This window comes from Haloferax sp. Q22, from assembly GCF_001482285.1.
Lineage (GTDB): Archaea > Halobacteriota > Halobacteria > Halobacteriales > Haloferacaceae > Haloferax.
Genome location: NZ_LOEP01000025.1, coordinates 1 through 12,528 on the forward strand (window position 1 = coordinate 1; position 12,528 = coordinate 12,528).

11 protein-coding genes and 2 pseudogenes are annotated in these 12,528 nt (G+C 50.9%); 8 read left to right on the plus strand and 5 right to left on the minus strand.

All coding sequences use genetic code 11. The annotated features are described in order from the left end of the window. Positions 1–269 precede the first annotated feature (269 nt). The 3 genes from AM590_RS20485 (at position 270) to AM590_RS10765 (ending at position 1,854) form a co-directional block, all read left to right on the plus strand. On the plus strand, positions 270–1,256 hold the full coding sequence (locus AM590_RS20485) for a hypothetical protein (protein WP_157575453.1): 987 nt from the start codon (positions 270–272) through the stop codon (positions 1,254–1,256). 82 nt (positions 1,257–1,338) lie between these two features. Then, positions 1,339–1,533 carry a hypothetical protein gene (locus tag AM590_RS10760; RefSeq protein ID WP_058827487.1) on the plus strand — a complete coding sequence of 65 codons (195 nt, stop codon included), beginning with the start codon at positions 1,339–1,341 and terminating at the stop codon, positions 1,531–1,533. Positions 1,534–1,563: 30 nt separating this feature from the next. Continuing rightward, positions 1,564–1,854 (plus strand): type II toxin-antitoxin system RelE/ParE family toxin, encoded by a 291-nt coding sequence (locus AM590_RS10765; RefSeq protein WP_058827488.1) that lies wholly within the window; start codon positions 1,564–1,566, stop codon positions 1,852–1,854. A gap of 974 nt (positions 1,855–2,828) precedes the next feature. Here the strand turns inward: AM590_RS10765 and AM590_RS20490 are convergent. After that, positions 2,829–3,362 (minus strand): DUF2971 domain-containing protein, encoded by a 534-nt coding sequence (locus tag AM590_RS20490; protein WP_157575454.1) that lies wholly within the window; start codon positions 3,360–3,362, stop codon positions 2,829–2,831. A 106-nt stretch (positions 3,363–3,468) separates the two neighbouring features. Between AM590_RS20490 and AM590_RS10775 the strand changes: the two genes are divergently transcribed. Beyond that, a complete protein-coding gene (locus tag AM590_RS10775) occupies positions 3,469–4,809 on the plus strand; it encodes an ISH6 family transposase (RefSeq protein ID WP_058827490.1) in 1,341 nt (446 codons plus the stop codon). On the opposite strand, the gene AM590_RS20495 is transcribed toward AM590_RS10775, so the two are convergent. Further along, complete coding sequence (locus tag AM590_RS20495) at positions 4,780–5,184, minus strand: hypothetical protein (RefSeq protein WP_157575455.1); 405 nt, start codon at positions 5,182–5,184, stop codon at positions 4,780–4,782. The genes AM590_RS10775 and AM590_RS20495 overlap by 30 nt on opposite strands. Before the next feature lie 461 nt (positions 5,185–5,645). Between AM590_RS20495 and AM590_RS10785 the strand changes: the two genes are divergently transcribed. Both AM590_RS10785 and AM590_RS20500 read left to right on the plus strand, forming a co-directional pair. Beyond that, complete coding sequence (locus AM590_RS10785; protein WP_008458021.1) at positions 5,646–6,920, plus strand: IS4 family transposase; 1,275 nt, start codon at positions 5,646–5,648, stop codon at positions 6,918–6,920. Between the two features lie 54 nt (positions 6,921–6,974). Continuing rightward, positions 6,975–7,730, plus strand: coding sequence for a hypothetical protein (locus AM590_RS20500; RefSeq protein ID WP_157575456.1), 756 nt, complete (start codon positions 6,975–6,977; stop codon positions 7,728–7,730). Between the two features lie 121 nt (positions 7,731–7,851). On the opposite strand, the gene AM590_RS10790 is transcribed toward AM590_RS20500, so the two are convergent. Beyond that, positions 7,852–8,442: a hypothetical protein gene (locus AM590_RS10790; protein WP_058827492.1), complete on the minus strand. Its 591-nt coding sequence runs from the start codon at positions 8,440–8,442 to the stop codon at positions 7,852–7,854. Between the two features lie 242 nt (positions 8,443–8,684). Between AM590_RS10790 and AM590_RS21125 the strand changes: the two are divergent. Further along, positions 8,685–8,845: pseudogene (locus AM590_RS21125) on the plus strand (IS5/IS1182 family transposase); the annotation flags it as partial. A gap of 65 nt (positions 8,846–8,910) precedes the next feature. Here AM590_RS21125 and AM590_RS21130 read toward each other — a convergent pair. Both AM590_RS21130 and AM590_RS10805 read right to left on the minus strand, forming a co-directional pair. Further along, positions 8,911–9,348 carry a hypothetical protein gene (locus tag AM590_RS21130; RefSeq protein WP_253805927.1) on the minus strand — a complete coding sequence of 146 codons (438 nt, stop codon included), beginning with the start codon at positions 9,346–9,348 and terminating at the stop codon, positions 8,911–8,913. A 293-nt stretch (positions 9,349–9,641) separates the two neighbouring features. Beyond that, positions 9,642–10,868: a Cdc6/Cdc18 family protein gene (locus tag AM590_RS10805; RefSeq protein ID WP_058827494.1), complete on the minus strand. Its 1,227-nt coding sequence runs from the start codon at positions 10,866–10,868 to the stop codon at positions 9,642–9,644. 1,332 nt (positions 10,869–12,200) lie between these two features. On the opposite strand from AM590_RS10805, the pseudogene AM590_RS19910 reads away from it, so the two are divergent. Continuing rightward, positions 12,201–12,528: pseudogene (locus tag AM590_RS19910) on the plus strand (DDE-type integrase/transposase/recombinase); the annotation flags it as partial.

Below are 12,528 nucleotides of genomic sequence, written 5' to 3' on the forward strand. Positions count from 1 at the left end.
AGCTACGTCTTGCAGGGCGTTGGAGCTGGTGGACACAGTTTCCAAACCCTGCGGCCTCCCTTGGGAGGCTTTCTATGACACGCTCCCAATACGTGTAAATGAGAGAGGAGCGCCACGGCGTTCCGATTGTTCTACGACTAATCCAGACTCTGAGTAGAAGGCACGTCCTTCGCTCAGGGTATTCGTCCGTGTATGACACCACCAGCCACTGGTGCTCCACAACTTACATTCTCTCGCCCGAGAAAACACGTCAACTTGGAGTGACAACTATGCCCAGCGACAACCACGACAGTGCAGAGTACAGACACGAACGATCAGTCGACCCACGAGTCAGAAAAACACGGGCTGAACGCGGATGGGGTACGCAGCCTGGACGCGTTCCCGGCCAGGACAGTATCGAAGCCTCACGGGAAGAACCCGACCGAGACGATGATGGGTACGACCTCACCGGCTATGACAGTCAAATGGCGACGCGTATTGGCACAGAAGGAAGCGATGATGGGGGTGAGCGACTCCGCCAGTTGCACGAAGGGAGGCACCAATCAGATGGTGGGCACAGCGCACGCGAATCAGAGAGAGACAAGAAGCGTGTGACACAGGCGATTTGTTCGGGACTACCGCTTGCATCACACGAGCGCGAACACGTCGTCAACGCCGTGAAGGCCTTGAACCTCGACAAATTCGGCAACCAGAAGAGCATCACAAAGGTGACGCTCGGACTGGTCGTCGTTATAGTCGATGAACGCCATCGCGATGGGGCCGAAAAAATAGAACAACTCGTCTCGTTTTCAGACGAGTTTCGAATTATCTGTGATAAACACGACATCGCAATGAGTGACCTCAGTACGATTAAACAGATAGCACGTGACGAACTGTCGAACCGCCATGTCCCGGTGACCTCTGAAGTACTGTGGCGCGACCCGGCACTACCTGGGCGGACAGCACCAAGCGATAAGCCTCACGAATACTGGGATCGGTTACCATCCAAACGTTGGGTTGCAGTCGCAGTGAACTGGGAACAGATACCGCAGGAATTCAAAGACGCAATTCCCGCGGACCACCTCGAGACAGTCGACCTGCTCCGTAGGTGGGAACCATGGGAAGACGAGGAGGATGAAGATAGCGAACCGATTGACGATGAACCTGACGTCGAACCCAACCCAGTTGACAGAGATAGAGACGACCTCGACGAGGAGTTGCTAGCGGAAGCGAGGGCCCTCGTAGAGGAAATGGAAGACTCTGACTACGGCGAATAGACGATTCTACTGACGCGATACGATGACCCCAAGAGGGAACCTATGAGAAAGACACATATTGTAAGGACTGTAAGTCTTGTACATGAGCGCCGAGAAACGTATCCCTGTCACCGAAGAGCGGTGGCGGGAACTCGCGGAAATGAAGGAAGCTGGGCAAACTTACGACGACCTCCTCCAGGAGATGATTCAAGAATTCAAGGAGCATCGGTTGGCGGAAATGGTACGCGAGAAGCGCGAAACTGGCGAGTTTGTCGAAGTAGACGTCGACGACTGGTGATCGCGCACTGGAACACATACGGACTCTTCTATGGCTGAATACAACTTACTGGTAGAACAGAGCGCCCTCGAATACATTGATGCTCTGGGGGCGAAGAGCGAGCGGATTTGCAAAGAGAATCTCAAGAAACTAGCTGAAGACCCCTATCCAGGAAGTGGGAAGGGAGACAAAGAGCGTCTCGTTGTTGACGGTGAGAAGATCTATCGGCTCCACATAGGACGGACCTACACGGCGTTCTATGACATCGACGAGAAAGCAAAAGTGGTTCAAGTGTTTGAGGTTCTCCCCATCGATGAGGCGCACAAACGGTATGGACACTAGTGGCAACGCACGCGGAGGGTTTTCGCCTAATTTGGGGTGATTCAGTGAACTTCTCGCGGTATTTGATTGTCTTTTGTCCACTGCTCTAACGTGAGAACAACTCCACTCTCTGACTAACCTCTATGTCACAAGCACGGATGTTACGTGGAGATTTCTACAAGCTGTTCTGCAGAAAGTATATACCCTATGTTTTGTGTGATTAATTCATCATTCCCATTCGTGCTCACAAAGACTCCACTATAGTTGTGCCAGCCATGGTAGCCAGGAGCCAGTCCTCTGCCCGGGGTGTGAGGGACAATGTATGTCCGAGATCCTAACCAGCGAGCTCGCCACTATTATCACGTTGACGATCAAGCAGCCGCAAATTGCCCAGGGCCAGGAACTGCCTCTGTCTGTGTCAGCTATTCCTGTCCATCTCTGAGGAGTTCAACAGAGCCATGGAAACATATACCTGTACTTCCGGTTTCAGAGGTGTTCCAATGCTTTACCCAAGGTTTCTGTCTAAGATCCCACCAGATTCGCCGGGGAGGGCCAGACCTTCACCAGAGGGTGATTCTAAGATTCAAAATTTTCGGGGAGAGCAAAAAGTACTCAGATGGAATACCATTTTTGTTGTGTCGTTGTCGTCGACAGACAATGAGGATTAGCAAAATATCGGCCCGCTGCCGAAATTACTCAATGAATCATATATCGCTATACCGAATTTATTGGTCGGGGTACATACAGTTTCGGAGTTTGGGTAATTTTAGCGTTGATTTGCCACTTAGTTAGTCTAGATTACGGGGAAAGTGGGCTAGAAAAGTTATTCAAATCGGCTAATGTCCGCAATTGTCAGAAACTAATCCAAATGTCCCGTCTATAGATAGCGCCACCGCTCACGAGGGGCAAGCCGGAGTGTTCGTTCACTTAGTCCGGCGGAAGCAGCGCCGAAGAGAACAATTCAACGCATTCGCACTTGTCTAAGCGCGTCCGAATCAGTCTTCAGATCCCGATCCCGATTTCAATGCTGATTTAACGACTAATTCGGGGTCAAGCCCATGTTTCTCCAGAATGTGGCGGACTGTCTTTATCAAATAAGGCTTAGACTCAGGGTGGACCACAATCGAATCGATGAGTTGATTCAGATCAACGGAAGCATCTCGTACCACCTCACCTGTTGGTTCGGGAACATCACTAACGCTATGAACAGGATACATAGCGGGGTCGTTATAGTCAGTCAACACAGCCCTGATCTCTCGCTCATCTTTGAACTCCTCCCGCTTCAAGAAATAAGGGGAGAGAGCGGTTATGTCCATTGATTCTAAATCAAAAGGAGAGCCGGTATTAAAATCTCGATAAGCAACATTCGAAATGAATAATCTTCCATCCCAGTCTTCAAACGACTCAATGAACGACTCGATATTTGACCTGATTACCACGCCATCAGACGAAGTAGTGTATGATCGCCACATACTGCTGCTTTCATATTCGTCTTGACGCCAGCAATTCATGAACGTCAGCTGCCGCATTCGGTTCCTGAACTTTTTGGTCGTGTCGCAAAGTCCTCTAGAGTTCAGTAGCAACTGGCTCCCGTGAGGAACGGGTCGCCTCTGGTGTCCACCCACGAGGCAACCCATGCACGCCACAATCGACGTACGGTTGACGATTAGCATCGACGAGGACAAAACGATACCGCTGGCCACGCTTGCTGAGTTCATCACTGACCAGAACGTCGAATCAGTTCTCCTCGAAGGACTGGTCGAGAGCCTCGACGCGGCCCGCGTCGAGGCGCTCTGTGGCGAAAAACACGCCACCGGCAACGGTCAGCAGCGATTCCAACGAGCTGGAACTAATACCCGCACAGCCGTCACAACCGCCGGAGAACACGAGTTCTCTCTCCACTACGTCGAGGATACCGCCGCTGACCACGACGAATCCAGCTACTCCCGCCCCATCGAAGATGTTCTCAGCTTCGACGGGCAAAACCGCTATCAGCAGGACATCGCTGCCAAGAGCGTCGATCTCGCCACCTCTCTCAGCTATCGTGATGCTGCTGACCACGGCGACGGCATCCTCCCGGAGATGCCGTCGCCGACCACGATCAACCGCCGCGCCCGAGAATACGGCAGTAAGCTCAAGCAGTTCCTTCCGGACTGTGTCGCTAATACAGAGGCTGACGCCATCATTCCTGACGGTACGAAGTGTCACAGCCAAGACGACAACCGTTCGTACCACTCCGTCCAAGCCACGCTCGGCGAAGACACCGCCGACGAGTCACGGTCGCTGCTGGATCTCTCGGTCAACGCTGATTGGGACGACACAGATGCCCAACTCGATGATATCGACGCAGTCACTGACGACGCGACGGTCGTCAGTGACGGCGATAGCAGCATTGTCACGGCCTTTACCGACGAATCCCGTGATCACCAACTCGATCTTGTCCACGTCGGCCGGACGTTGGACTACAATCTGTGGGATGACGGCGTGTTCTCCTTGGATCGTCGCAACGAAATCGTCTCGGAGGTGATAGATGAAGTGTTCCACCTGAAGAACTCTGTCGCCAAGCACCGGCCAAACGAGGAGTTCGCGGCGATCCGCGAACGGATCGCGCGAACGACCGACCGCATTGAGAAAACAGCGTGGCAATTGGAGCAGTACGGATCAGAGAAGGCTGCGGGGTATCTTCGGCGGTGGTTGCCGTCGATTGTGACGTTTGCAGAGCATGCTGTCGAGGGGTTCGAGGTGCCGTGGACCTCGAACCCTGTCGAACGGCTGATGGGCGAAGTCAGCAAGCGATGCAAGAACCAGTGGATGCGCTGGACAAAGGAGGGACTAGAGGCGATACTCCAGCTTCGGCTGGTGAAGTACGCCGATCCAGAGTACTACCAATTGTTCCTCGACAAACTGCTCCAACGCTCCACCAAAACAACAATGAGCTGTGACCTCTCAGTTGAAAGCACCAGGGGCAAACTCTAGACCGCTTTGCGACACGACCAACTTTTTGTCGGCCTCCATTAGCTGGTCCACATGTTCAATAGAAGGATCTATGACTTTGGTACCGTTATCTTCGAGGTTAATCTTAATTTGAGTAATATCAGAAATCAAATTGTCCCAGATATGTCGCTGAAACGACTGATTGGGAGTGGGAAGCGTTCCCTCGTATTCGTCATTGAATACATCCGACCTGCCAAAAACCAACTTACCCTTCCCAACGCTATCGCCCATTCGTAAGATGTTCACCAGTTTTGCGAGCGTAGTATACCGCCAGATGGGGTCGTCAGTTACTTCAAAAGAGGACGGTACGAAGGGATCAGATTCACCAGTAAGGGAAGGTCCATGATTTTCAGACATAGTGAACACATCTATCAACTCAATAGTAAATAATCGGGGGTGTTTATTCGGCTGTATTGGGTATGTGGGCAGGCAGTTGCTCCGCCGCCAGATTGGACGCAGGTAATCTGGTGAGAGGTAGATGCTCCCTGACGTGGTATCGTCGTTGGGGAAACTGAGTGACCGACTCGCGCTCTGTATTCAGCACGGTCTCGAGAGACTACCAGTAACTGAGGGTTTCAACAGAGCCAGATCCTTCAACGTTACCACGAAAAAATCCCTTTTCGCACCCGTCGGCAGATGTTGTTGGAAATTCACACCTCAGCAAATCGCCAGACGTGAAGAAGATTTCAATAGAGCCATATTCTCATCCGTCTTCAGTTAAGCAAGAAACCGTGTAACTGCGGTGGCTTATCGGGACATCTTTCGGAAGGAATGAGGAAGTCCAGTCTGTGCACGACAAGGACTCCTCATCTCGAATTATGCGTCGGCTCACTACACTGTTTCCCTCTGAGTTCCTCAAAGAGCACGCCGAGGAACTCGGCGTGGTCGAACGTGACCGAAAGCTTCAGATTCCTGCCTTCGTCTGGACATTCGTGTTCGGCTTCGCCGCAGGCGAAAGCCGAACACTCGCCGGGTTTAGACGCTGTTACAACTCGACTGCCGATGAGACGATCTCACCGAGTGGGTTTCATCAGCGGTTGACTCCGACGCTTGCGGAGTACCTCCGCGACCTCGTCGAGCACGGTCTCGACGAGGTCGCTGTTCCCGACGCTGTTGACGCTAATATCGACCGATTCAGAGATGTAATGATCGCCGATGGAACGGTGTTGCGGTTGCACGAGTTCCTTTCCAACGAGTACGAAGCCCGCCACGAGGAGCAGGCTGGAGCGAAGCTCCACCTGCTCCACAATGCCACCGAGCAGACGATTGAACGGATCGATACTGCTGACGAGAAAGCACACGATAGCACGCTGTTCAAGACAGGGCCGTGGCTCGAGAACCGCCTCATGCTGTTCGATCTCGCCTACTTCAAGTACCGCCGGTTTGCGCTGATCGACGAGAACGACGGCTACTTCGTGAGTAGGCTAAAACAGAACGCGAACCCAATGATTACGTCGGAATTACGGGAATGGCGCGGCCGCGCCATTCCCTTAGAGGGCAAGCAGCTCCGAGCTGTTCTCGACGATCTCGACCGGAAGTACATCGATGTAGAGGTCGAAGTCGAGTTCAAAAGAGGACCGTACAACGGGACGCAGTCGCTGGATACGAAGCGGTTCCGCGTCGTCGGCGTCCGCGACGAAGACGCCGACGACTACCATCTGTACATGACGAATTTGGTGAGAAAAGAGTTCTTCCCGGCTGATTTAGCACAGATCTACCGATGTCGGTGGGAAGTTGAGTTGTTGTTCCGTGAGCTGAAGACGCAGTACAACTTGGATGAGTTCAACACGAGCGACGAACACGTGATGAAGATCTTACTATACGCAGCACTGCTGTCGCTGCTTGTAAGCCGCGAGTTATTGGATCTGGTGACTGAGCAGGCGGATGATGAGCTCGTGTTTCCGACAGAGCGCTGGGCGGCGACCTTCCGGTCGCACGCCCAGCTTTTCCTCCACAAACTCGGTGAGTATCTCGGCTACTCACCACCGCCGCTGCTTGAACGACTGACCGAAGACGCTCAAAAGATCCACAAGCAGCGACCGATCTTACAAGAGACGCTCGCTACCGCTACACAACCGAGGTGTGAGTCTTAACTGAAGACGAATGGCCATATTCTTTATGCCATCCTACACAGTTATAAAATGTCTATGGATGAGAACATCTCAGACAAAATAACGCTCTCACAGCTTATTTATTTGATTGCAATTGTAATCTCTGGAATCTCGATCGCAGGGTTTCATGAGTATTTAGCTGTTGAGAATGTTCTTAATCTAATAAGTATAATTGTGAGTGCTTCGTTATCTGGAGCACTAGTTTTTCTCTACTTCCAACAGAAGCAAATACTAGAGTCCCAAGTTGACCTGAAAAAGGCTGAACTAAGCGGAGATTTATATGTGACAGATCATGACTACGATGGGAACTCGATAGACGTGGAGTTATCGAACTTTAGTGGTTCTGAGATATCAGGGTTAGCTCTTAGAACAGTGATTTTTCCAAAAAATATTGATGGCCTGTGTATTGAAGTCTCAAAAGAATTGTTACGACGTGCTGATAAGCATGGTACGCAATTTGGCCGTGAAACAGGAATTGCACCTCGTGAACAAGAGGTGACATTCAATGCGAAACCATCGGTTCAATATACTAATACAGATGGTAATAAAATGCGTCCAAAACTCACCGAATTCATCACTCAAATGAGAGACAGAGACGTTGAAGAAATTCAATGTCGAATGTGGGTTGAAGGAACAGATCAGTTAGAACAAAGAGTCAAATCCAAGGTTCTCACCCTGGATAGGAAAATATCAATTAATACGGATGGATCAGAAACCAATGAGCCAACATTGGATCAATTATTTCATCCCAAGGTCACAACACATATTAACAATATTGAGAGCGAATATTAGGATAAGTGAGATTTTCTTCAGTCGGTTGATTTCTGAGAAACCATATTTTCATGGTTACTCCATCAAACTCAGTAGGAGAAACAACTCAAAAATTCCGACAGGGGCCATTGAACTCTCTTTGCTAACGTCTAGATACACCAAGTAAGTCTCGGAACTGGCCCTCCAAGTCGTTCTTCAAATCGGGGATGTCGTCTTCTGTGAGTGATTCCCAGTTTGCCTTCCACTGTTCTATTCGTTCGTCGGGACCGGGAAGAGACTCCTTTGAATCGTGAATCTTCGCAACGGAGAAGTCATGGAACATGTCGATGTACTCTTTTAGAAGATCATCCATCGTCTCGCAGACATCAGACGAAAAATAGACCTTATTCTTTAGGTAGAACCTACGAAGCTCCTCACCAGATTCGGCGGCAATCTCAATCTTCTCTTCTCTAGATGTATCCCCCCGCGATAGCATTGGGTCAGCAAGCACTCGCATATCCTGGTCAAACTCAGACAGGTGCACGTAGAACTCTCCAATGACCTCTGCTCTCTTCTGGTGTAGGTCGCTAAACCTCACCTCCTCCTTGTTAAGTTTCGTTTGGTACGATTGCAGTTGTTTATCAAAATACTGCTGTATTGTGAGCCTCGCAATGTACACAAGTACTCCTGCACCGATAGCAAAGACCCCGAGGTCTCGGAATAGATTAAGAACTGATTGTGGCAGGACTGCCATATATTGGTTGTACTCTCTTTAGAGGGCTAAAACCAACGGTACCTATCCTCGACACATGTTCGTAGATACTGCGCTGAAATTTCTCAACCCACGTTCTGGTGTTTCAGTAGTTTACTCTGTGAGATCGCAGAGAAAACTCGTATACAAGTACTTCGACTTGTCCGAGGGGTGGCGACGTCTCAATCAAGTTCGTAGTTGATGGCTTGTAATATCCAACTTAGAAGCACAGTAGATTATGACTTATCAATAACGACCTCTACAATCAGCGCTCGGTCTATGGAGCATGAACTCGGTGATCAAACACTCGGACGAGGAAGCCGTCCGAGCGTTTGCATGGTTCCGTCAGTTCCGGGAGATTACGATCGCTGCCGAAGTCTACAACGTTGAACAAGCCGTCAAATAATGAAACCTGTCTCCATCTGCGGATTCGATAGAGCCATCAAAGTAGTCATAACCCCAGCGAGTACCCTACTGAGCAGATTCGTCGTCTTTCGCGTTGAACTGTGCGAGCGTCTCGACGACCGCATCGAGGACCGCATCCACCTCATCAGCATCAACACCGCTCTCAGACGCAGCACGAGCGGTGACAGCCTGTCGAACCATCTCGTCGTTCAACGGTTTCAATCCACCACGCCACTCGCGGCCAGTCTCTAGTGAGTGCTCACGAACAGTCTCTACAAACTCGTCATACTCATCGGGCATATTGCTCGCGAGTATGTCGAGGTCGGATTCTAAACGGCGTTCCAGCCGACTGCGGATACGCGATTCAACGACCCGAACATAGTCACGTTCCGCCTCCTCGCCAGATCTGGTGACCCCGTCAACGAGAACCGACTCCTCAGTTGGCGTAATGTACCCACGTCCAGCTTCACCAAGTTCATCGCTCGCTTTTTCATCTGCTGTCATTGTCTACTCATAATTCACCCCCACCAAATATAAAAAAGTAACGCCATTTCGTTATTACTCGGTGGTGTTGTTTATATCATAACAGAACAGAAGACCGCGCCTTTCAGTTTTAAAGGAGGAGCGGATGAGAATCTTGGCACAGAACCCAACGCTCCCCTTGGAGATTGCTCTCCAATCTACCGTAAGAAAGTGAGAGGTAAAAATATTTGCAGATGATGGACAGCGAAGACGCGAGAATCGAAGTGGTATAGGATTAATTTGAAATTTGAGTCACACTTAGGCCTATTTCTGAGTTACTGTTTAATCATGGACACCAAATCCTCATGCGGTGCGATTTTATCTCGGTCCACGTCAGACCGAAGCGCGTCTAAGTAGTGAATTGAATCAAAAGCCGGCTCATATTCTCTCCACGTCCCTTCTTTGTCTTGATGAAGGGTACTGCGAAGTAGACCCTCGTCAACGAGTGACTGAAGGTATCGAGCAACTGTTCGGTCACTTACGACTTCTGCCGATTTCGAACGACCTGCGAGCGTCTGGTATCGTCGAACAATCTGGGCAGTCCGTGGGGAGGTGACGTCAGCGACTTCGCAGAGTTCCATATACGCGCACAGGACTTGTCTCTCTTTAAGAGAGAAATCAGAGACGATGCTATCAACGTGCTCTCTCGCCCACATATCGTTTGCTTGGTTGATCTCCGTCTCTGTCACCCTCCCATCGCCCCGGTTTGCTATGTCCCCACCGTATTTGAGCAGGTCGAGCGCAAACCGCGCGTCACCTCCTTGTTGGGTAGCAAGTGCCGCGCACAGACTGATTGCCGATTCGTCGACGGACCCCTCAGCAAACGCTTTTTCAACACGATGGTTCAGCACCTCACGCAGTTGGTTCGAGGTGTAAGCGTCGAACTTCACCGTCCGCTTTCCGATAGTTGACTTCACGTGCGGGGACAGTTCGTTCTTAAACGATGCATCGGTCGTCGTCGCAACGACACCCATCTGCTTCCCTGCCAAAGCATCATTCGAAGACGAGCGAGTCAGGAGGTAGAGCAGCTTGTCAACATCGTCAATGTCGCTCAGTTCGTCGATAGCGACAACGACTGCTCCGTCGAGGCCCTTGATACCCTCAGCGACTGCGTTCAACAGAGCGGAGTACGAGTGCCCCTGTCGGAAGTCGGTATCAGGGTGAAGTTTATTTGCGAGGTCGCGGGTGAGCTGATACCCCGTATTGTGCTGGGACCCGTTGACGATGACGTAGGAGAAGTTCACGCCCTCAATTGATTCAATTTCATAGTCCAAGATATTGAGCACGACTCGAACAGCAGCGGTCTTTCCAGACCCGTTTGGGCCACGGACGAGTACGTTGTCCGGCTGATCTCCGGTGATGATTGGTTGTAAGGCAGTTGCCAGCTGTTGCATCTCGTCGTCTCGGGTATCTCCCGCTAACTCGTCAGGAACATAATCATCCTGTAACGAGTCGCGGTTGCGGAATACCTGTGTCTCTGTGTCAGTATTGAAAAGCTTCATGGGTTCTGTGCCAACCTCTGTTTAAGGCATAATGGTCAACCACATTAAACCTTGTGACCACCGTGTCGAGTGGGTCTAGATTGTCGAATATGTCGTGTGGACACCATCGTGTCGAGTGTGTCTAGTGGGCGGTCCCCCGTGTCGAGTGCGTCGAGTGGACACCCTCATGTCGAGTGTGTCGAATACCTACACCACCGTGTCGAGTGCGTCGAATGGACACACCACCGTGTCGAGTGTGACGAGTGCAGGGGAACACCACCGTGTCGAGTGCGTCGAATGGACACACCACCATGTCGAGTGCGTCGAGTGCAGGGGACTGCCGTGACGAGTGTGTCGAGTGGCACGGGTGGTGTGTCGAGTGGGTCGGCAGAAAAGAGGTGAAAATCGCAAGACAGTGTTGGAATCACGGTCGGAATGGACACACACACACCGTATGTCGAGTGGGTCGGGTTAACCACACGACGCGGAAGCTCGGTTGTTAATAATTCACTACTACAACAACTGTAATTATACGTATTTTGTTCCCAGTACGGTTACTGTTATATCGGCTGTTATGTAAAGGTGTCGCCGGTAAATAGACTCTCGTCAGACCCTCGACCCCGTTTCCCCCTAGCCACTCGACACGCGGTGTGTGTGTGTTGGTTTTGTCTAATCCGACTGCCGTCATGCGGTTTTCACGACAATCGACTCATCCACTCGACACACCACCCCTTCCACATGACCCACTCGACACGGCAGTGTCTGCGTTATTAACAGAAGACGAGTCAATATCGCTGTTCCACCCACCGTATACTGTTCTTAGACCAAGTAGACCACCTCGACGCTCTGTCACTAATTGAGTGTTCACCAGAATCTAGCATTCAAAACCACCGTCGAGCAATTTTCAACGGCTAACACGCCCGATGTCGGTGGAATCGAGTGTCTACTATGGTTTGAGAGAATGCGACCAGATACTATAGAGAGCACAGAGTAGATAGGCCAGCATATAGACACTTCGAGTACGTTCGATATCGGTCTCATTACCCCTCCGTCGAGCAATTTTTGAATCCACAACCTTGTCCAGAGATTCGTCGAGGTACTTCCTACCGCCTCAAATCAGCCCGACGGGGTTCTTCTGCGATCTGAAAGCGTAATATCGTCTTTCATACCGCGGATTACGTCCAAAGAAAGAGGCGGTGTACAACATACGGAGGAGCTTGACACACTCGGTTCGGAGGATTACCAGTTGGAGGTTGGTTCATAAACCTATCAGACATGCAATATTTTTGGAAGGGCCGGCACTGTCTAGTTAAGTCAGTTTGAGAAGCGAGCAGGTCGTTGAGTTAATTTGGGATGAAGCTCGCAGACCTGCTCAGCGAGTGCTTTGAGACGGATTTAGAAGAAACTTGGGAGCGTGAGCGGACGGCGAACACCCTGACGGGTGTCGCCGTCCAGCTCCACGCGACCGGTTGTTCGCTTAGAGAGACAAAAGAAATTCTTCGATTACTCGGCGTTGAACGGTCTCATCAAGCTGTTTGGCAATGGGTACATCGACTGGCTGACAGCGGTCACAACCCGCCTGAGGCGAAGCCGAAGCGGGTTGCGGTCGACGAGACCGCTGTCAAGATAAATGGCGAATGGTCTTGGTTGTACGCTGCAATAGACATCGAAACAAAGCTAA

Coding starts and splice junctions, on each gene's coding strand:
- AM590_RS20495 (WP_157575455.1), bottom strand. CDS start 5,184: ATGTCTGAAAATCATGGACCTTCCCTTACTGGTGAATCTGATCCCTTC.
- AM590_RS10765 (WP_058827488.1), top strand. CDS start 1,564: ATGGCTGAATACAACTTACTGGTAGAACAGAGCGCCCTCGAATACATT.
- AM590_RS10790 (WP_058827492.1), bottom strand. CDS start 8,442: ATGGCAGTCCTGCCACAATCAGTTCTTAATCTATTCCGAGACCTCGGG.
- AM590_RS10775 (WP_058827490.1), top strand. CDS start 3,469: ATGCACGCCACAATCGACGTACGGTTGACGATTAGCATCGACGAGGAC.
- AM590_RS21130 (WP_253805927.1), bottom strand. CDS start 9,348: ATGACAGCAGATGAAAAAGCGAGCGATGAACTTGGTGAAGCTGGACGT.
- AM590_RS20490 (WP_157575454.1), bottom strand. CDS start 3,362: ATGCGGCAGCTGACGTTCATGAATTGCTGGCGTCAAGACGAATATGAA.
- AM590_RS20485 (WP_157575453.1), top strand. CDS start 270: ATGCCCAGCGACAACCACGACAGTGCAGAGTACAGACACGAACGATCA.
- AM590_RS10760 (WP_058827487.1), top strand. CDS start 1,339: ATGAGCGCCGAGAAACGTATCCCTGTCACCGAAGAGCGGTGGCGGGAA.
- AM590_RS10805 (WP_058827494.1), bottom strand. CDS start 10,868: ATGAAGCTTTTCAATACTGACACAGAGACACAGGTATTCCGCAACCGC.
- AM590_RS20500 (WP_157575456.1), top strand. CDS start 6,975: ATGGATGAGAACATCTCAGACAAAATAACGCTCTCACAGCTTATTTAT.
- AM590_RS10785 (WP_008458021.1), top strand. CDS start 5,646: ATGCGTCGGCTCACTACACTGTTTCCCTCTGAGTTCCTCAAAGAGCAC.